This is a genomic window from Pseudomarimonas arenosa, from assembly GCF_014841215.1.
GTDB lineage: Bacteria > Pseudomonadota > Gammaproteobacteria > Xanthomonadales > Xanthomonadaceae > Pseudomarimonas > Pseudomarimonas arenosa.
Map to the genome: position 1 here is coordinate 44,412 of NZ_JACYTR010000024.1, position 20,100 is coordinate 64,511.

General features: G+C 62.4%; 13 protein-coding genes. 8 read left to right on the forward strand and 5 right to left on the reverse strand.

What is annotated here, in order from left to right; translation table 11 throughout:
• Positions 1 to 17: 17 nt before the first annotated feature.
• The 4 genes from IFO71_RS12250 to IFO71_RS12265 all read right to left on the reverse strand — a co-directional run bounded on the left by IFO71_RS12250 (position 18) and on the right by IFO71_RS12265 (position 4,207).
• Positions 18 to 1,412 carry a hypothetical protein gene (locus IFO71_RS12250; protein WP_192029930.1) on the reverse strand — a complete coding sequence of 465 codons (1,395 nt, stop codon included), beginning with the start codon at positions 1,410 to 1,412 and terminating at the stop codon, positions 18 to 20.
• A complete protein-coding gene (locus IFO71_RS12255; RefSeq protein ID WP_192029931.1) occupies positions 1,409 to 2,290 on the reverse strand; it encodes an ABC transporter ATP-binding protein in 882 nt (293 codons plus the stop codon). The genes IFO71_RS12250 and IFO71_RS12255 overlap by 4 nt, the downstream gene beginning before the upstream one ends.
• 2 nt (positions 2,291 to 2,292) lie before the next feature.
• A complete protein-coding gene (locus IFO71_RS12260) occupies positions 2,293 to 2,676 on the reverse strand; it encodes a GntR family transcriptional regulator (RefSeq protein ID WP_192029932.1) in 384 nt (127 codons plus the stop codon).
• 214 nt (positions 2,677 to 2,890) lie between these two features.
• Positions 2,891 to 4,207: a GntP family permease gene (locus IFO71_RS12265; protein WP_192029933.1), complete on the reverse strand. Its 1,317-nt coding sequence runs from the start codon at positions 4,205 to 4,207 to the stop codon at positions 2,891 to 2,893.
• Between the two features lie 139 nt (positions 4,208 to 4,346).
• Here IFO71_RS12265 and IFO71_RS12270 point away from each other — a divergent pair, with 139 nt between their 5' ends.
• The 7 genes from IFO71_RS12270 (at position 4,347) to IFO71_RS12300 (ending at position 16,574) form a co-directional block, all read left to right on the forward strand.
• On the forward strand, positions 4,347 to 6,539 hold the full coding sequence (locus tag IFO71_RS12270) for a TonB-dependent receptor (RefSeq protein ID WP_225444595.1): 2,193 nt from the start codon (positions 4,347 to 4,349) through the stop codon (positions 6,537 to 6,539).
• A 275-nt stretch (positions 6,540 to 6,814) separates the two neighbouring features.
• On the forward strand, positions 6,815 to 7,849 hold the full coding sequence (locus IFO71_RS12275; protein ID WP_192029934.1) for an extracellular catalytic domain type 2 short-chain-length polyhydroxyalkanoate depolymerase: 1,035 nt from the start codon (positions 6,815 to 6,817) through the stop codon (positions 7,847 to 7,849).
• 615 nt (positions 7,850 to 8,464) lie between these two features.
• Positions 8,465 to 11,785 carry a hybrid sensor histidine kinase/response regulator gene (locus IFO71_RS12280; protein WP_192029935.1) on the forward strand — a complete coding sequence of 1,107 codons (3,321 nt, stop codon included), beginning with the start codon at positions 8,465 to 8,467 and terminating at the stop codon, positions 11,783 to 11,785.
• 228 nt (positions 11,786 to 12,013) lie between these two features.
• Entirely contained in the window at positions 12,014 to 13,000 is a 987-nt protein-coding gene (locus IFO71_RS12285) for a zinc-dependent alcohol dehydrogenase family protein (protein WP_192029936.1), read from the forward strand.
• A gap of 105 nt (positions 13,001 to 13,105) precedes the next feature.
• Positions 13,106 to 14,548, forward strand: coding sequence for an NfeD family protein (locus tag IFO71_RS12290; protein ID WP_225444596.1), 1,443 nt, complete (start codon positions 13,106 to 13,108; stop codon positions 14,546 to 14,548).
• Positions 14,549 to 14,870: 322 nt separating this feature from the next.
• Positions 14,871 to 15,626 (forward strand): slipin family protein, encoded by a 756-nt coding sequence (locus tag IFO71_RS12295; RefSeq protein ID WP_225444597.1) that lies wholly within the window; start codon positions 14,871 to 14,873, stop codon positions 15,624 to 15,626.
• 186 nt (positions 15,627 to 15,812) lie between these two features.
• A complete protein-coding gene (locus IFO71_RS12300; RefSeq protein ID WP_192029938.1) occupies positions 15,813 to 16,574 on the forward strand; it encodes a DUF3667 domain-containing protein in 762 nt (253 codons plus the stop codon).
• 12 nt (positions 16,575 to 16,586) lie between these two features.
• Here IFO71_RS12300 and IFO71_RS12305 read toward each other — a convergent pair whose 3' ends face one another.
• Positions 16,587 to 17,249: a response regulator transcription factor gene (locus IFO71_RS12305; RefSeq protein ID WP_192029939.1), complete on the reverse strand. Its 663-nt coding sequence runs from the start codon at positions 17,247 to 17,249 to the stop codon at positions 16,587 to 16,589.
• A gap of 152 nt (positions 17,250 to 17,401) precedes the next feature.
• Here IFO71_RS12305 and IFO71_RS12310 point away from each other — a divergent pair, with 152 nt between their 5' ends.
• Positions 17,402 to 19,111, forward strand: a complete 1,710-nt coding sequence (locus tag IFO71_RS12310; protein ID WP_192029940.1) for a 3-hydroxybutyrate oligomer hydrolase family protein — start codon at positions 17,402 to 17,404, stop codon at positions 19,109 to 19,111.
• Positions 19,112 to 20,100 lie beyond the last annotated feature (989 nt).

The window sequence follows — 20,100 nt, forward strand, 5'->3', positions numbered from 1 at the left end:
TCCATTGCGAACGAGAATCAGGAGGCAGGAAGTGCGAACGGCGACTGGCTGCGGGGCAGCAAGCCACCGAGAGCTGCGCATAGCAAGATCACGCCGGTTACCACAGGAATGATCATGGGTATGGGCCACAGTCCGCGACTATCGACGATCAGGTGCACGGCAATCACCGCGACGACGATCACGCCGAGCAGAAAGTACAGCAGGAAGGTAGCCAATCCGCTTTGCCGTTGAGCCAGCGGCAACAAGCTCAGGGAAAGCAGCAGCGCCCAGCCGGCCACCGCCAAGGTCAGCATTCCAGCCTGCGGGCTGCCGCTGTTGATGGTGAGAGCGATCACCACCATCAAGGCCGGTAGCGAAAGTCGATACAGACAGGTGTACAGCATGGCCCCGATCACCTGCAGCCAGGAGAGGCGCGGATTGACCAGGCCAGGTAGCAGAAAACCTTCGGCCAGACCCTGCCCGCTGCCGGACCACTCCTGTCGCAGTCGGGTGATCAGGGTGGTGGGGAGCGCCATGGCCCAGATGCTGAGCAGGATAAGCAGGCCGAAGTCCGGGCCTTTTCTGGCTCGATCATTCGATAGGCTGAGCAGCAGCAGAAAGCCGATCGCTGCTGCCATCCAGGCTGAACTGCGCAGGTAGCTGCGCCAGCCAAGCGGGGCCATGGCACCACACAGCAGCACCGCCAGTGAGCGAATCGGCGTGTTGGGGCCGATCGAGCCATCCAGCGAGCTGGCGTTGGTGCTCATCCAGTGTCGTGAGGGATCCATGCGCTCGTCACTGATGCTGATATCGCCGCGCTGTGCCAGCTGCACGATCTGCGGCGCACGCCAACCGGCATCGGCCGATACGCCCATGGTGCGGCGCCAGGTGCGAACCCCGACCCAAAGCGAAATGAGGACCACCAGACTCAGCAGCCCATAGGTGTGTTCGAGCAGCAGCGGAAGCAGTCCCGGAAACGCGCTTGCGGCCGCCGGAAGCAGTACGCTCGAGGCAATCAAGGCGACACCCATCAGGGCGCTGATCATCAGGTGCAACAGGGCCGTGCTCAGGCCCAGCGACATGCCCAGCAACGCCATGCCAAACGGGGCGCCTGTAGCCCACAGCGCCAGGCTTGCCGCCAGGGTGCCCATCACACACAGTATCACTGTAGTGCGCTCGTGACGCTGGCGGGCGCCGGGTAGACAAAGGTCCTCGGCGTGTCGTTGCAGCTGCCAAAGGCGCGGAAGATACAGAAACCAGCCCATCCAGGCCGCCATGCTCATGAACGCCACTGCGATGAACTGTGTGTTGTGATTCTCGGCCTGGGAATTGATCAACAGTGATACGGCCGAAAGCAGGGCGGCAAAGATCAGAAACAGCAGGGTGCCCTTGAGGCGAAAGGCTGCGCGGGCAACGGCAAAGTGGGGTTTCATTCGACCACCTCGACGAACAGGTCTTCTAGGCCCAGCGGCGTGGCTTGATGGCAGGCCTGGCGCAGGTCCTCGGGCCATGCGGCCTGAGCATCCATGCTAAGCAGCAAGCTAAGTCCGGCATCGGCGGCCGGGCGTCGACGCAGTTCGCCGGCCAGTTTGGCGGGAAGTCTGGCGGCCATCTCCGGGCCGACATGCAAGCGGCCAAAGCGCTCCTTGAAGCCATCGAGCTCTCCATCGATCAGCAGTTTGCCGCGATCGAGGAAGGCGACGTGGGAGGCAACCCGCTCCAGATCGGACAGAATATGCGAGGAGAACAGCACGGTGGTGCCCATGTCACTGGCTTGCAAGGCGATCTGTCGCAGCAGGTCGCGTCGCGCCACCGGGTCCAGTGCGGCGGCAGGTTCGTCCAGCACCAGCAAGTCTGGTCGCGGTGCCAGGGCGCGAATCAAGGCCAGGCGCTGACGTTCGCCCGGGCTTAACTTCGCCATCGACTGCTTGCGATCGATTTCCCAGCGATCGAGCAGGCGCTCGACCATGGCCTGATCCCATTGCGGATAGAAGCGCGCGACAAAGGCCAGCATATCGGACACCCGCAGCCAGCCCAGTGAGGTCGGTTGTTGCGGAACATAGGTCAGACGCGCCTTGGTGGCATCGCTCATGAAGTACGACTTCTCGCCAAACACCAGGGCCTGACCTTGATCGGCCTCGCTCAAGCCCAGCAGGCAGCGAATCAAGGTGCTCTTGCCGGCACCGTTGCGACCGATCAGGCCCAGAACCTGGCCGGGCGCGAGGCTGAGATGGATGCCTTCCAGCACCGGCTTCTTGCCGTAGTGCTTGTATAGGTCAATGCACTTCAGCGGATGCTCGTCGCGAGTCATATCTACTTCTCCATCAGCTGCCTGAGCCGGGCGAGTACCCGTTCTGGCGGAAGTTCAAGTTCTTCGGCCCGCTGCGCGACTTCGCGCAGGGCGGGTTCCAGTTGTTGCAGTCGTTCGGCCAAAGGCTTGGGGCGGACAGCATTGGCGGCGACCACCATGCCCTTGCCGCGCAAGCGCTCCAGCACGCCTTCGGTTTCCAGCTGGCTGTAGGCCTTGGACACCGTCATCGGATTGACGGCGTGATGCGCGGCGATATCACGCACCGAGGGCAGTCCATCGCCTGCCTGCAACTGCCCACTGGCGACCAGGCGACGCACCTGATCGGCGATCTGGCGATAGATCGGCTCGGGTGCGCTGGGCTGAATACGAATTAGCGTTGCGTCCATGTGTATCAGTACAACAATACACATGGGGTGTTGTCAAGCGCCGCGCGATGCTGGCAGCGGCACCGAGCCGGATCGATCTCGCCTTATCGGCGCGGTCCGCCTTGCGCCGGTGCGTCCAAGACGCACCCTATGGTGGAGTTAGCGCAACGCCCATGATCATAGGGTGCGGCATGCAGCACCGATCGATGGGGCCGCAGGCCCACCCTGTGAATGCTTACAGGCCTAGCGCGAACAAGCCCAGACACAGCAGCAGCCCAAGGCCGGGCACGATCACGGTCAAGGCCCCCACCGGTCCGTAGGCATCACGATGGGTTTCGCCGCAGATGGCGCGAATGGTGGTCACCACATAGCCGTTGTGCGGCAACGAATCGAGCACGCCGGAGGAAATCGCGATCGAACGATGCAACTGGTCTGGGTTCACGCCCTGGCCGAGAAAAATCGGGCCCAGTATCGGCAGGGCAATGGCCTGGCCCCCGGACGCCGAGCCGGTCATGGCGGCGATCAAACTCACAGCTAAGGCGGCGCTGGCTACGCCGGAGCCCGGCATATGGGTGATCCAATCGACGGCCATGGTGAAGGCCGGCGACAGCTTGGCCACCGCGCCGAAACCAACCACAGCAGCCGTATTGCCGATCGCGATCAACGCGCCGGTGCTGCCATCGGCAATGGCTTTGCCGGGCTTGCTGAAATGACGACCGCAGCTTGCGGCCACACCAAGGCAGCCGGCCAGCAAGGCGACGATCAGAGCGGCGGTCTTCAGTGTGTCGTGCCAGACGAAGGACACCACCAGCACCGTCAAGGGCCCAATCAAGGCCAATAACGGGTGGGGCAAGTGCTCGCGAGTGGTCTCCACATGATCGCCCTCACGCGCTTCAAAGTGTTCGCCGCGTGCCCGGGCCTTCTTCAGCATCCACACCAGCCAGGCATAGCCGATACCGGCCATGAACACAGCGGTGATCAGACTGGCCTCCCAGGCCGACCAGGGCGAGGTGTTGAGGTACTGGATGGGAATCCAGTTCTGAATTTCCGGCGAGCCGGCGGACGTCATGGTGAAGGTCACCGAGCCAAACGCCAGGGTGGCCGGAATGAAGCGCCGCGGCAGATCGGCAGCGCGGAACAAACTGAGTGCGGTGGGGTAAACCGAGAACGCCACCACGAACAGACTGACTCCGCCATAGGTGAGGATGGCGCAGGCCAGTACCACGGCCAGGGCAGCGCGTTGCGGGCCGATACTCTTCAGTACCCAGCGCGCCACCGAATCGGCGGCGCCGGTGTCTTCCATCAGCTTGCCGAAGATCGAACCCAACAGGAACATGAAGAACCAATTGGCCACGAAGCCGGTGAAGCCCGACATGTAGGCGCTCACCAGATCGGGTGAGCCCTGTACTGCCAGGGGCTGCAGCAAGGCGATATTGGAGGTCAATGCCACCAGCGCCGCGCACAGCGGCGTGGCGATGAACAGGTTCATGCCGCGAATCGTCAGCACGATCAGCAAGGCCAGCGCGCCGATCAATCCGATCAGGCTCAACATGGGCAGATACCGCAAAAGCGAGGATGGCGCCATGGTCCTGCGATGGGCCGGTGACGATAACTGTACGAAGGTACAAGTGCGACCGATCGCGCCGAAGCGCAGGCTATGCGCCATTCAGCCTGTCCAGAGGGAATACGTCATGAGTGCTGCATGTCCATCAATTCGTCGTCAAACCCTGGCTGCGGCCGTCGCATTGGCCCTCCTGGTTCCGGTCGCCCAGGCGCAGTCCGAGGGCGGCGAGGGGGCCAAGAAGGACAACACCTCGCTGGCCGAAATCACCGTGACCGCACGTAAGCGTGAGGAAACCATCCAGGATGTGCCGGTCGCGGTCACCGCCTACACGGCGGAAGCGCTGGATGTGCTGGACATTGCCGATATCGGCGACCTGAACGCGTTCGTGCCCAATCTCACCATCTATGCCGCACGCGGTTCGAGCAGCACCGTGACTGCCTATATCCGCGGCATTGGTCAGAGCGATCCGCTGTGGGGCGTCGACCCGGGTGTCGGCATCTACTTGGATGATGTCTACATCGCTCGCCCGCAAGGCGCCTTGCTCGATGTGTTCGACGTCGAGCGCATCGAGGTGTTACGTGGCCCGCAGGGTACGCTGTACGGAAAGAACACTATCGGTGGCGCGATCAAGTACATCTCGGCGCCACTGGAAGAAGATTTCTACGGTCGCGGATCGGTCACCGTGGGCAGCTACAACCAACTTGATGTCAAAGCCAGCGTCAATGCGCCGGTCGCCGATGGCTGGGTCAGCCGCATTGCCGTCGCTTCGCTCAGTCGCGATGGCTACGGCGAGAACGTCAATACCGATCAGCAAGTGTCGGACAAGGAAATCCTCGCTGCCCGCGCCACCCTGGGCTATGTTGGCAATGAAGACTTCTACGCACGGATCACCGCCGACTGGATGGATGATCAAAGCGGCGTGCGCGGCGCGATGATGCTGGGTCCGAATCGGTTTGCGCCGGGCATCGAGCCACTGGACGACCGCTACGACGTTCGCAATGGCATGGCCAACGTCAACAGCACATCGATGAGTGGCGGTGCGATGACCTTGGGCTGGAACCTGGGCGAAGCCTGGACACTGAAGTCGGTGACGGCCTATCGCGAATCGGACACCGAAACCCACATCGACTTCGATACCTTGCCGGCCACTATTGCCGATGTCATCGCCTTCTATGGCGATCATCAAATGTCGCAGGAGTTCCAGCTCAACTACGATAATGCCGGCGCTTTCCGCGGTGTGGCGGGTCTTTATTACTTCGACGGCAAGGCCGGTGGTCAGGTGCTTAACAACTTCTTTGGCATAATCTTCGGCGATACCCAGGGCACGGTCGATACCGAGAGTTATGCGCTGTACGGCGAGGGCACTTATGACCTCAATGAGCAATGGTCGATCACCGCCGGTGCACGCTTTACCAACGAGAAAAAGTCCGCCGATGTGTTCAATATCGGCTACACCGACGCGACGTTCACCGTGCCGAGCGGGGTGATCTCGGCCGATTTCACCGACAGCAAGACTTTCGACGACTTCTCGCCCAAGCTGTCGATCGACTACCAGGTCAACGACGACGTGCTGCTGTACGCCCTGGCCAGCCGCGGCTTCAAGTCGGGTGGCTTCAATATTCGCGCCCAGGCAACCGCGGTGCCGCGTTCGCGGCTGCCGTTTGATGACGAGCAGGTCACCAGCTATGAGATCGGTGCCAAGAGCGCTTTCTTCGACAGCCGACTGTTCTTCAATCTGGCCTATTTCCACAACGATTACAAAGACATCCAGCTGTCGATCTTCACCGAGATTCCTGGCAGCAATCCGCCGCAGTTCTTTGGTGACTTCACCAATGCGGGTGAAGGCACCATCGACGGTGTCGAGCTTGAGTATCAAGCCGAACTTAGCGAGTCGTTCCGCCTGCAAGGCAATTTTGCCTGGCTGGATACTGAGTACGACGAATTCATTACCGCCGGCGCCAATGTGGCCGACACTCAGCGCTTTACCAATGCGCCAGAATTCTCCGGCTCGATCAGCGGCATCTATACCCACGATATGGGCGACATGGGCAGCCTGATCGCCCGTGCCAGCTACTACTACCAGGATGAAGTGTATCCGACCACCGATCTTAGCGAGGCGATCAAGCAAGAAGGCTACGGTCTGGTATCGGCAGGGCTGATCTGGCAGAGCAATGGTGCCTGGCGTGTGGCCCTGGAAGGCAGCAATCTGAGCGACAAGGAATACCGCACGACCGGCTATAACATTGGCGCGCTGGGCATTCTCACGGGTTTCTATGGTCCGCCGCGTACCGTATCGCTGACGGTGTCGTACGATTTCTAGGGAATCTCTGAACACGTTCAGAGATTCCTGCGGTGCACGGATGCACCGCCGCGATCAACAACGTAAGTTGTTGATCAGCGGATTCGAGCGAAGCTCGAAGTAGCCGCCGAGCGGTCATTCCTGAATCAGAATCGTCTTTGAGTGGGCCAGAGTGCGCGCCTCCGGCCCCGGCGATTGGAAGCCGATTTCTCCAAGCACGCGACGTTCAGTAGTACGCGTGATACAACGCCCGACCCTTTCGGGCGTTCTTTTTTCGCCAACTCAGGAGTTTCGAGATGGCTCTTTTCAATCTGCTCAGCTGTCGAAGGCTGACTGCTCTCCTCGGCGCAATGGCCTTTGGGCTCACCGCCTGCAGCGAATCACCGTCACCCATCCCTCAACTCACCATCGATCAAGACCGCATCGCTGTGGCCGGTATGAGCTCGGGCGCCTACATGGCGCACCAGATGCATCTGGCTTATTCCGATCGATTGATCGGCGCCGCGCTGTTTTCCGGTGGACCTTATGGTTGTGCCCGCGGCGATTTGAACATCGCGCTGGGCGGTTGCATGAATCCGCCCGATGCGGCCATGCCGGACCTCGACAGCTTGGCCAACGCCGTGCGCGAACGCAGCGCCGACGGCCGGCTGGCGCCGCTGTCGGGCTTGGCGGGCGATCGGCTGTACATCTGGCACGGCAAACAGGATCAGGTGGTCAGCGAACGTATCAGTTCAGCCAGCGCTGCTTTGTATCGTTCGTTGACAGCGGAGGTGAAGGTTAGCGAGGCCTACGATTCCGACGCAGCGCATGTGTTCCCCACCGAAGCGGCTGGAGTTGCGTGCGGCGGGGCGGAGTCACCCTACATCGGCGCCTGCGGCTTCGATGGCGCCGGTGCCGCGATACGCCATCTGTATCAACCCGAGCAGAATCTCGATCCGCCGGTGACGGCGCAGGGCACGTTGCGCGAGTTCGGTGCCGAAGTTCCCAACGGTGCCGACGTGCCAGGCGATTCTCGCGGCCTGATCTACCTGCCGCAGCAATGCGAGCAGGGCAAGACCTGCGGCCTGCTGATTGTGCTGCACGGCTGCGAACAGTCGCTGGGCAAGATCGGCGACCGTTTTGCCCGCGATGCCGGCTTCAATCGCTGGGCCGATGCGCTGGATCTGGTGGTGCTGTATCCGCAGGCGCAATCCAGCCTGATGCCGCTGAACCCCAAGGCCTGCTGGGACTGGTGGGGCTACACCGGGCCCGACTACGACACTCGACAGGGCGCTCAAATGCAGTGGATCGCGGCGATGAGTCGGGCGCTCGGCGCTCCTTTGGATGATTGATTCGGCAACTTGAAGTTCGAGCATTGTTCAACTTCAAGTCCCGCGCGTCCGGTACCGTTCGACAGGCTCACGGCAGGCATGCCCGAACGCGCGGGCGCTTCACAGCGACTACGTCGCTGCGCGTGAGCAGCCCATCCATGAACTGCTTTCATTGGATCGGCCAGTTGAAACATCAATTGGCCGGTTCCATAGCCCGCGACACCGTCGTCGGACTGACAATGGCTTGGCGATGGCTCCCCCTCACCCCAACCCCTCTCCCTCCAGGGGAGAGGGGCTTTATGTTCGGCACTTGCCCTTCTGCACCAATTGCTTGCTGCCAACCCCTGCAACCCTCCCCGCACATCGGGGAGTTCCGCGGCACCAGCCGGCGCCCGTTGTCCGTGCGCATCGGTCTCTCCCTCCAGGGGAGAGGGGCTTTATATTTGGCACTTGCCCTTCCATATCGATTGCCTGCTGCTGGCTCTTGAGCCCCTCTCCCCTGGAGGGAGAGGGGTTGGGGTGAGGGGGAAAGAGTTGCGGGGTGAGGGGGAAAGAGTCGCGGGGTGAGAGGGAAAGAGTTGCGAACAGCAAGAGCCTGCACATGAACGAGCGACCACCATTGCCAAGTGAACCAACATGCTAAGCACCGGCGGTCTCGCCCTCGCTGCCCTGATCTGGCTTGGCCTGTTGTTCGGCGTAGCGGTGTGGGGCGATCGCCAGCGTCTCGGGCCGCGGGCGGCGGCGGTGGTGTACAGCCTGTCGCTGGCGGTGTACTGCACCTCCTGGACTTTCTACGGCACGGTGGCGCAGGGCGCCAAGCATGGCTGGTGGCTACCGCCAACCTTCCTTGGCACCATCCTGTTGTATCTGCTGGCGCTGCCGTTTCTCGAACGCCTGCTCGATCGCGCCAAGTCGGTGAATGCCACCTCGGTGGCCGATTTCATCGCCAGTCGCTTTGGCCAGAGCACTGGGCTGGCCGCGCTGATTACCGGCCTGATCGTGATTGGCATGTTGCCCTATGTGGCCTTGCAGCTGAAAGCGGTGGCGATGAGTTACTCGGCCCTGGTCGCCGCCGGCAGTGACCCACCGGCCTGGCAGGATAGCGCCCTGTACGTCGCCATCTTGATGGCAGCGTTCGCCATGTTGTTCGGCACTCGACGCGCCTCATCCACCGAGTCCAATCACGGCCTGGTACTGGCGGTGGCCTTCGAAGCGCTGTTCAAGCTGGCCGCCATGCTGGCGGTAGGAGCATTCGTGCTCTGGCAGCTGTATGACGGCCCGCTGCAACTGCATGCTCAGAGCATCGATCTTTTGCGGGGGCAGCAGGACCCACGTTGGGGCACCTACGCCACCCTGGCGTTTCTTGGTGTGTTGGCCATGTTCACCCTGCCGCACCAGTTTCATGTCGGGGTGATCGAATGCGGCGATCGGCGCCAGTTGCGCACTGCCGCTTGGCTGTTTCCGCTGTTTCTGTTGTTGATCAGCCTGCCGATCTGGCCTTTGGCGGCGGCCGGCAGCTTGCAGTTGCAGGCGATCGGACTGCCGGCGGATCTGTATGTGATGGGCTTGCCGCTGGCCTCCGACGCGCAGGGCCTGACCGTTCTGGTGTTTCTGGGCGGTGTCGCAGCGGCAGCCGGCATGGTGATTCTGGCCAGTCTGTCGATCAGCATCATGGTCAGCAACCATTGGGCCGCACCCCTGCTGGTGCGCCGCGGTTGGCCATTGCATCGCTGGTGGGGCGACGTACGCAGCATCCGTCGGCTCGGCATCGCCGGGGTGCTGGGATTGAGCTATGTGTACAGCCGAGTTCTGGCCGACCACGACTCGTTGGCCGAAATCGGTGCGCAGAGCTTCTCTGCCCTGGCCCAGCTTGGCCCGGCCGTGGTGTTGGCGGTGTATCGGCCGCGCATCTCAGCCAAGGCAATCGGCGCTGGCGTGATTGCCGGCTTTCTGGTCTGGGCCTATGTGTTGATCTTACCGCTGCTGATGGTCGATGGCGGAGCGGTGCTGCGGCAAAGCCTTGGCTGGCTGTCGCCATCCGATCTAGCGGGTCTGGGGAGCTGGGATGCACTGCCGCGCGCCGTGCTGCTCAGTCTGGCGACCAATCTACTGGTGCTGGGTCTGGTCGCACGCGGCTGGCCACATGCCGCGACTGTGCAACCGGTCGGCACCCTTGATCGCGGGTTGCTACAGCCGATTGCGGTGCGTTTTCTCGGCGAAACACGCGCCAGCCAGGTGTTGGGTAGCGCGGGCGAAGGCGCTGCTCGTTTTGAGGAGCGCTTGACCCAGGCCTTCACGTCGGTGCTGGGCGCAAGCTCGACCCGGTTGTTGCTCGACACTGCCAGGCGCGGCAGCAATCGTCAGCTGGAACAGGTCGCTACCCTGGTCGGAGATGCGGCTCAGGCGGCGCGGTTCTCGCAACAGGTGCTGGGCGCTGCGCTGGAGAACATGAGTCAGGGCATCAGCGTGGTCGATGCCGATTTGCGCCTGGTGGCCTGGAACCGACGCTACGTTGAGCTATTCCAGTTTCCACCGGAGCTGTTGCAGATCGGTCGCCCCATCGAGGATCTGATCCGCCATGCTCTGAGCGTGCTGCAAAACGAATATGACGATGCGCTGTCGGTGCGTCGGCGCTTGCAGCATCTGCGCGATGGCACGCCGCACCACGGCGAACGGCGCTTCCCCGATGGCAGTATCGTCGAGATTCGTGGCGAGCCGATGAGCGCTGGCGGGTTCGTGACCACCTATACCGATGTCACCGCGTTTCGCCGTACCGAGGCGGAGTTGAAAGTGGCCGCGGAGTCGTTGGAACGACGTGTTGAAGAGCGCACCGCGGCGCTGAATCTGGCCCGCAACGAAGCTGAGCAAGCCAATCAGGCCAAGAGTCGGTTGCTGGCTGCGATCACTCACGACATGGCGCAGCCGCTGAACGCGGCCAAGCTGTTCGCCTATTCGCAGGCGCGCAAGCTGGACAGCGCCGCGCCTGTGCTCGATGAGCTCCGACTCGACAACGGAAATCTGATCGCGGCGCTTGGGTCGGCCGAAGATTTGCTCGGCAGCTTACTGGACATTTCGCGCCTCGGCGCCGGTGCCATGCAGCCGAAATGGTCAGCGGTGGCTGTCTCTGAACTGATCGATCGACTGGCGGCTGAGTTTGGTCTGCTGTCGGCGGAGAAGGGCCTGGACTTTCGCGCCCGGGGTCTGGACGGGTACGTCTGGGCCGACCCGCAGATGCTGCGCCGAGTGCTGCAGAATTTCTTGTCCAATGCGTTGCGCTACACCGAACGCGGCGGCCTGCTATTGGCCGCGCGTCGCCGTGGCGAGTATGTGCGTTTCGAGGTCTGGGATACCGGGCCGGGCATTGCCGAAGCGCAGCGAAGCCTGGTGTTTCAGGAGTTTCGCCGCCTGAGTCAAGGTGGGCGCGGGCTCGGCCTGGGCCTGGCCATCGCCCAACGCATGGCGAAGTTGCTGGGTGCGCGGCTCGAGCTGAAGTCGCGGCCTGGGCGCGGAAGTGTATTTGCGCTGGAGGTGGCCACTTGCGCGGCGCCGGCCAAGATCGCGCCGAGCGCGGTCAGCGCGCAGGCCGTGCAAGGGCGTCGGGTTTTGGTGTTGGACAATGATGCCGAGGTGTTGGCCGGCATGCGGTCATTGCTTGGTGCCTGGGGATGCACGGTGGAGGCGGTTCGACGGTCCGAGGAATTCATCGACCGCCTGGCGAACAGGCAGGCCGAGGCAATGCCATTCGAAGTCTTGATCCTCGACTACCATCTCGATGCCGGTGCCCGCGGACTCGATCTACTTGATCGACTTCCTGAACACGCCAGTTCGCTTCCGCGTGTGCTGATCACCGCAGATCACGACCCGGCGATTCGCGCCGAAGCCGAGGCGCGCGGCTGCTTCATCCTGCACAAGCCGGTCAAGCCTTTGGCTTTGCGCTCCTTGATGGCGCGGCTTTAGTCTTGCTGTCGCGATTGACGGAGGCCGTCCGTGAGCCGGTCGGAGGGCGTTCCCTGTGCCGTTCCAATGGCGGTTTGGCGAAGCCAGTAGTTGAGTTTGCGCCAATAGTCTCGCCACCGGCCTGAGAGACGCCCTATCGACGCTCGCTCGTTGAGCTAACTGCGGTTGCCTGCTGGCAGTCCGCACGTGAGCGGCGCACAATGGAGAGGATCATCGCCGGAGGTGCGCATGCATGCGATGTGTCTCGAAGCGTACGGCCAGCCCTTGGTCTGGCGCGAACTGCCTGATCCTGAGCCGAGCGCGGGCGAGTTGCTGATTCAGGTGGAGGCCTGTGCGGTATGCCGCACCGACTTGCACGTGGTCGATGGCGATCTGCCAGCGCAGCCGCTGCCGATCATTCCCGGACACGAAGTGGTGGGACGGGTGGTTAAGGTGGGGGCGGGCTTGCCAGAGGATTGGCAGGGTCAGCGCGTCGGCGTGCCGTGGCTGGGTCATGTCTGTGGCGAATGCGTCTATTGTCGCCGCGGCGAAGAGAATCTCTGTAACGCGCCCGAATTCACTGGTTATACCCGGCCGGGTGGCTTTGCCAGTCACCTCCTGGCAGAAGCCGGCTTCTGCTTTGCGCTTGATCCGCGCTGGCAGGATCCGGTGGCTGCCGCGCCCCTGCTGTGTGCCGGCCTGATTGGCTGGCGCTGCTGGCGGATGCTGGGAGAAGCGCAACGGGTAGGCCTGTACGGCTTTGGCGTGGCCGCACATCTGCTGACGCAACTGGCCGTGCAGCAGCAACGGGAAATCTATGCCTTCACCCGTAAGGGCGATGAGGTGGCGCAACACTTCGCCATCGAACTAGGAGCTAAGTGGGCGGGCGATAGTGCTACCGCGCCGCCCAGTGAGCTGGACGCCGCGATCATTTTTGCGCCGGTGGGCGATCTGGTACCGCAGGCCTTGCGGGCGGTACGCAAGGGCGGGGTGGTGGTGTGTGGTGGCATCCATATGAGTGATATCCCCAGTTTTCCCTATCGTTGGTTGTGGCAGGAGCGACAGATTCGCTCGGTCGCGAATCTCACCCGCGAAGATGGCATCAGCTATTTCCCAGCGGCTGCCCGTGCCGGGGTGCATGCGGAAACAACACGTTACGCTTTGAGTGAGGCCAATCGCGCGCTGGGCGACATGCGCCAGGGTCGCCTGCGTGGCGCCGCAGTGCTGGTTCCCTGATCGTCGCGATCACCGTCGATGCCATGCCATTCAGGGCAGGGCCGGGGATTGCCGGGAAATGCCGGTCTGGGGGTGTACACTGGAACCATGAACGCCGTGGTGCGCATGTTGATCATGCTCGCGGTTCTGGCCGCGGGCATCAGTCTGGCCTTCGCTCAGCAGCAGCCCGCGGAACCGGAGCCGGGCCAAACTGCCGGCGAACGGCCGCTGGTGATCGAGGTGGCGATCGTGGGGCCGATTGGTCCTGCTACCACCGATTTCTTCCGACGCGCCCTGCTGCAGGCTGAGCAGCGCGGTGCCGCCGCGCTGATTCTGCGTCTGGACACTCCGGGCGGGCTGGCCGAGGCTACTCGTGATATCGATCAGGCCATCCTGTCAGCCAAACTGCCCGTGATCGCCTGGGTGGCGCCATCGGGCTCACGAGCAGCCAGTGCCGGCACCTATATTCTCTATGCCAGCCATCTGGCTGCGATGGCGCGTGGCACGCACTTGGGCGCGGCAACGCCGGTGGCCATCGGTGGCCCGAGTTCTCCGACACCGCCGCGGCCGCTGTCTGGCGCCAATCCGGGAGACAGTGATCAGGAGGATAAGCCCTCCCAGGATGCCGACCCGCAGCCGCAAACGGCGATGGAACGTAAAGTGGTGAATGATTCGGCGGCCTATCTGCGCGCGCTGGCCGAGTTGCGAGGGCGCAATGTCGACTGGGCGGAGCGTGCTGTGCGCTCGGCCGAGAGCCTGACCGCCGACGAGGCACTGCAGAACAACGTGATCGAAGTGCTGGCTGACAACCGTAGCCAACTGCTCAATCAGGTTCATGGCCGTGAAGTGAAACTAAGTGACCAGAAGGTCGTGCTGGATACCCGCAATGCCCTCGTCGAGCTGATTGAGCCGGATTGGCGAACCGAGCTGCTGTCACTGATCACCAATCCCAGTGTGGCCTATGTGTTGCTCCTGGCAGGTCTGTACGGCCTGTTGCTTGAGGGCTACAACCCGGGCGCCACGGTGCCCGGCGTCGTCGGTGTGGTGTGCCTGCTGCTCGCGGCATATGCCTTGCAGGTGTTGCCGGTCAACTTTGCCGGACTGGCCTTGATCATCGTTGGCATCGGGCTGATGCTGGCAGAACTCACCACGCCGAGCTTCGGTGTGTTTGGCATTGGTGGCGTCGTCGCCCTGGTGTTCGGGTCGGTGGTGCTGTTTGACAGCGACGTGCCGGGATTTGCCGTTTCGCGGGGCTTGATTGGTGGTATTGCCGCCATCAGCGGTGGCGGCGTGCTGCTGTTGCTGTATGTGCTGGCGCGTGCGCGCGGTCAGCCGGTTAGCAGCGGGCTTGACGAGTTGCTCCGTCTGCCGGCCATCGCGCTGGACGATTTTCAGAGGCAGGGCTGGGTGCAGGCCCGGGGCGAGAGCTGGCGCGCTTTGAGCGAGCAGCCGGTCAAGCGCGGGCAACGACTGCAGGTGGTGGCGGTCGACGGTCTGAAACTGCGAGTCAAGCCGAGCGATGCAACTGAAGCCAGCGCCGCAGGAGAAACTGATGGAGGATCTGACTAAGGAGGGTCTGAACAAGTCCATCCTGGACTTTTCAGACGCGCCGAGTTCGGCACCGGTCCGAACTCGTCTTGCGCTGATCAACAACGTACGTTGTTGATCGCGGCGGTGCATCCTTGCACCGCGGGAAACTCTGAACTTTTTCAGAGATTCCCTAATGAAGGTCTGAACAAGTCCATCCTGGACTTTTCAGGCGCGCCGAGTTCGGCACCGGTCCGAACTCGTCTTGCGCTGATCAACAACGTACGTTGTTGATCGCGGCGGTGCATCCTTGCACCGCGGGAAACTCTGAACTTTTTCAGAGTTTCCCTAAAGGAGAACCGACATGCAAATGCAGATGCTGAGTTTCTGGATGACGGTGGCACTGGTGGTGATTGCCATACTCGGCAGCGCCATTCGAATCCTCAGAGAGTACGAACGTGGGGTGGTGTTTACTCTGGGCCGCTTCTGGAAAGTGAAAGGGCCGGGCTTGATCATCGTCATTCCGATTGTGCAAAGCATGGAGCGCATCGATCTGCGCACACTGGTGATGGATGTGCCTTCACAGGACGTGATCTCACGCGACAACGTTTCGGTGAAGGTCAATGCCGTGCTGTATTTCCGTGTGGTCGATCCGCAGAAGGCGATCATCAATGTCGAGCGCTACCTGGAAGCGACCAGCCAGCTGGCGCAAACCACGTTGCGCTCGGTGCTGGGGCAGCATGACCTCGACGAGATGTTGAGCGAACGCGACAAGCTCAATCGCGATATCCAGAGCATCCTTGATGCGCAAACCGATGCCTGGGGCATCAAGGTGGCCAATGTCGAAATCAAGCATGTTGATCTCAACGATTCGATGATTAGGGCGATTGCCCGACAAGCCGAGGCCGAGCGTCAGCGTCGGGCCAAGGTCATCCACGCCGAAGGCGAGATGCAGGCCGCTGCGAAGCTGGTCGAGGCGGCGAAACTGCTGGCCGCCGATCCGCGGGCGATTCAGCTACGCTATTTGCAGACGCTGACCGAGATTGCTGGTGAGAAGAGTTCTACCATCGTGTTCCCGCTGCCGATTGAAATCATGAAGGGAATCGTCGGCGAGAAGTGATGCGGAGGATATTGGTGAACAAGGACGTGGCGTGACGCTCCTCGATTTGAAGCAAGTAGTTGAGCTGCATGCCAAGGCCCCTTCCCATGAGCAGCCGTCCCAGCTCGGTGAACCGATAAGTTGCGCCATCGCTGCACGGACAGGGGTATAGGGCCTGCGTTGCTGCATCGGCTAGACTTTCAGTCCATGAACGCTATCCTCTGCAGGAACTGCGGCACGCTGGTCGCCGATGCCTACTGCCCGCGTTGCGGACAGTCCGCTCGCGTGGGGAAATTGCGCCTGAGGGAATTGGCCGATCAGGCGCTGGATGCGGTCGCGGATTGGGATGGCCGGTTATGGAAAACGCTGCGGGGACTGATCACGCGGCCCGGGCAGGTCTGTGCGGACTACGTCGACGGTCGGCGCCAGGCCTACGTGCCGCCGCTGCGGTTCTGCTTGCTGGCCCTGTTGGCCAATCTGTTGGTGGGGCAATTGTTCGTGATCGAGGTCGACTGGTCGGGCAGCGTCAGCGCTGAGCGGCAGGAGGAGTTGCAGGCCTTGTTTGTCGAGTTCCGGCAGCTGGCAGCCGATCATTCCGATTGGCTGGCCTTGCTCGGAGTGCCGTTCCTAGCCTGGCAGTATCGATTGCTGATGTGGGGACGCCAGCGCAACTTCGCCGAATGTGGGGTCTTTGTGCTCTACATCACCGGCCAGATCAGCGTGCTGGCGGCCTTGCTCAGCCCACTCAAGTGGCTGGGTGCGGGCCCGGCGGGTCTGGTGCGCTTTGGCTTCCTGCTTGGCCTCTACTACCTTGGCAGTCGTGTGTTCTTTGACATCGGTCGTCCACGTGCGGCGATGGCGGCCGTACTCGCCTGTCTGACCACCCTGTTGTTCAGCTTTTTCGGGTTGATTGCCCTGGCCGCGTGGCAGGGCAAGCTGCAGCCCTTCCTTGAGGCATTTCACTCCTGACCCTGGCGGACTTCAGGACAGTTGCTTGCTCGGATCACTCAGTTCCAGCGAGCGCAGCAGCACGCCGGCCTGGGTGCGGTTGCGCACATCGAGCTTTTCGAACAGAGCACTCAGATGCGCTTTGACGGTGCGCTCTGAAATGCCCAGATCATCGGCAATCTGCTTGTTAAGCTGGCCTTCGGCGACGCGGGTGAGCACCTTGAACTGTTGCGGCGTCAGTTTGGCCAGCCGCGAAGCAGTGAGCGTATCGTCATCGCGACTGCGGGTAGCGCGAACACGCTCATGCAGTTCCGCTGGCAGATATTCCTCGCAGTTCAGCAGGGCGCGCAGGGCAGCCTGCAACTCATCGTTGGCGATGCTCTTGGGAATGAACCCCGCGGCGCCGTAGTCCAGCGCACGCCGGATGGTGTGCGGGTCGTCATGTGCCGAGATCAGGGCCACCGCCACCGCCGGAAACTCGGCGCGCAGTGTGGCCAGCCCCATCAAACCGTGGCTGTCCGGCATATGCAGGTCGAGCAGCACAAGATCGATTTCCGGCGCGGAGCTCAGAACGGATTGGCACTCGCTGAGCGAACCGGCCTGGTGCACTTCGGCAGCCGCACCCAATTCACGCAGTGCCTGCACCAGGGCATTGCGATACAGCGGGTGGTCGTCGGCGACAAGAACCTGGGTCATTGGAGCGGCGGCGGAAAGGGGCAGCGCACCATAGCAGCTGCCGGGTCAGCGCGGTGTGTACCAAGGTACGATGCGCCACGCCGCGCAGCTTGCTAAGGTCGGGCGCTGACCGGGCTGCCTGTCCGGAGATCGATACTTGCATGAGAAACGCCATGATCAGCGCAGCTGTTGGCGGCCGCGGCCGCTTCCCACCCACGGTGTGGGCCCTGGCCTTGAGTCTGGTCTTGAGTTCGACCTTGCTGGGCGGATGCGGAAGCAATCAAGGAACCACCTCTGAACCAGCGGCCACGCCAACAGCCCAGGCCGCGAGTTTCGGCGAGATAGTTGGGGCGCCGCAGCGCAGCGAACATCGTGGTGATGATGAGCTGTTGAGCGCTGGCCTTGGGCTGCCAGGCCTGCGTGCGCTGACCCCGCCTGAACTGGCCGATCCAGCAGCACCCAGTGCGGCCGAACTCCGGCGGCGCGCGGTATGGGCCAACTGGCGCGGCATCGCAGATCTGCGCCCAGGCGAGCATGGCGAGGCCTACGGCAGTCTGGCCGCCGTGCCTGGCATCGAAGTTCGCGTGCAAGGCCGGCTGCGAGACAGCGGCGCCGAGCATCACCTGTTGTTTCAGCTGCCGGATGATTTCAATGCCGAGCGGCCCTGTCTGGTAGTCAGCGCGGCCTCCGGTTCACGCGGTGAATACGGTGCGATCGCCCTGGTTGGCGGTTGGGGCTTGCCCAGGGGCTGTGCGGTGGTCACCACCGATAAGGGCGCAGGCAGCCACTGGACTCAAGGCGACGGCGCGATTCATGTGCCGCACGCGCATTCGGGTCAGCATCCGGAAGCGCATTGGGGCGAATTCGTGCTGGCCGCTGCCGAGTTCGGTCTGCAGCAACTCAGCGCCGAGCGAGCCCAGCGCTACGATGCGGACACTACGCAGATCCTGGCCGTGGGCATCTCCAACGGCGGTGGCGCCGTGCTGCAGGCTGCAGGCATCAGCGAGTCGCTGTTCGATGCGGTGATTGCGATTGCGCCCAATGTGTTGCCGGCCTCGGGTGGTCGCGCCCTGTATGACTATGCCACCGAAGCGGCTCTACTGATGCCCTGCGCCATGCTCGATCCGCGCTTCGAATCGGTGCCGTTTGCACGCCCGCAGCCGCTGGGTGAAGCGAGATGTCGCTTGCTGGCCGAGCGTGGTGAGATCGACGGCGCAAGCGTGGCCGAACGAAGTGCCGCAGCCCTGGCACGATTGCGCCAAGGCGGCTGGACCGATGCTGCACTCGACACCGCCGGCTTCAGCGCGGCGTTTGATCTGTGGCGCGCCGTAGGCGTGACCTATGCCTCGTCCTACCTCAGGGCCGACGCGCAGAGCATGCCCTGCGGCTATCGTTTCGAGTTTCAGGATGCCGAGGGCAGGCCGGCCCCGGCCAGTGCGCCACAACAGGCACTTTGGTGGTCAGACAGCAGCGGCATACCGCCATCGGCTGGCGTAAAGCTGATCGAGTCGCCGTCTGCCCAGGCACCGGCCGATGATCCCGGCTTTGCCGGATTGGCCTGCCTGCGCGATCTCTGGCTGGCCGAGCACAGTCCGGTGCACGGGGCAGTGAACGCCACCCGTGCCGCTCTGCCGCCGACCGCGCTGCCCATTTACGTCTTGCACGGCGAGGCCGATGGTCTGGTGCCGATCGCTTTCAGCAGTCAGCCGTATGTCGAATGGCTGCAAAGCGAGGGACGCAGGCCGGTGTTCGAGCGATTGCCCGATGCTCAGCACTTCGACGCCTATGTCGGACTGCCACCGTGGTCGGGCAAACATCCAGCCCTGATGCCGCATGCCTATGCGCTGATCGATCGAGCGGTGGCTGATCTGGCCAAGCACTGATCGGTGGCTGGAAACCTTGGCTATCCGGATTGTAGTGTGGGGCCAGACCAAGGCTGCTCGGGCCTGATTGCCAGTCTCTGTGTGGGTTCGAGGGTCTGCTGCCTCGTTCGACTGCATATGTCGAATGTTGGGGGCTGCCATCGAGACCAACGGCAACAGCCCGCCCCGCGAAGCTGACCCGTCGGGCCATGGGAACTGACCAGTCTCGGCGGCGACCTGACCGGCTCAGAACGGCCAGAAGCGGTCACTCAATGAGGTGGACAACATGTCGCTCTAAAGCGGACGTTGAAGCGGGGGGGGAAGTCGCAGTTTGCGTCAAATTAAGCGGATGACGCCTAACGCCGTATTGAGCTGCCGTTGGCCGGCAGACTAACAGAAAACACGATGACGTCTCCCAACGGTCAGCTCGAATACGTAGTTAGAGGCCGGCTCGATAGCTTGAGCCGCTAGCCCTGAAATCTGCGCCAGCGGACAATGAGCCCAACTGTGGACGCGAAAACAAGGATTGGCATGAGGATCACATCATAGCCAAGCTTTGGGTGAGCGAGGTAGAACCCCAATGCACCGGAAACCGACCCCCGCGCAAATAGGTTGTACCAGTTGTAGTCAGCCGCCGCTAGGAACGCGATTGAACTCGCAAGAACAAGGCAGTACCCAAGTCGCGGCCTGCGAGTGCCAAAAGCGCTGCCCAATACGCCACATGTGAAAATTACCGCAAGAAGCGCGGCCCACGGAGAGAGAGCTGCCTCAAAACCGGATTGCATCGCTGATGCGGCTACTGACCAGGCCAAGGAGAGCAGCGCAGCGCCCCACATAGCTAGAAGAAACCGCCAAATCAAAACTAGGCCTCTAACGCCGTATTGAGGTGCCGTTGGCCGGCAGAGTAACAGAAAACACCATGACGTCTCCCAACGGTCAGCTCGAATACGTAGTTAGGGTTACCCGCCGCACGCGTCGCTATCTGGGAACAGGCCCGACACGTTCTCGAC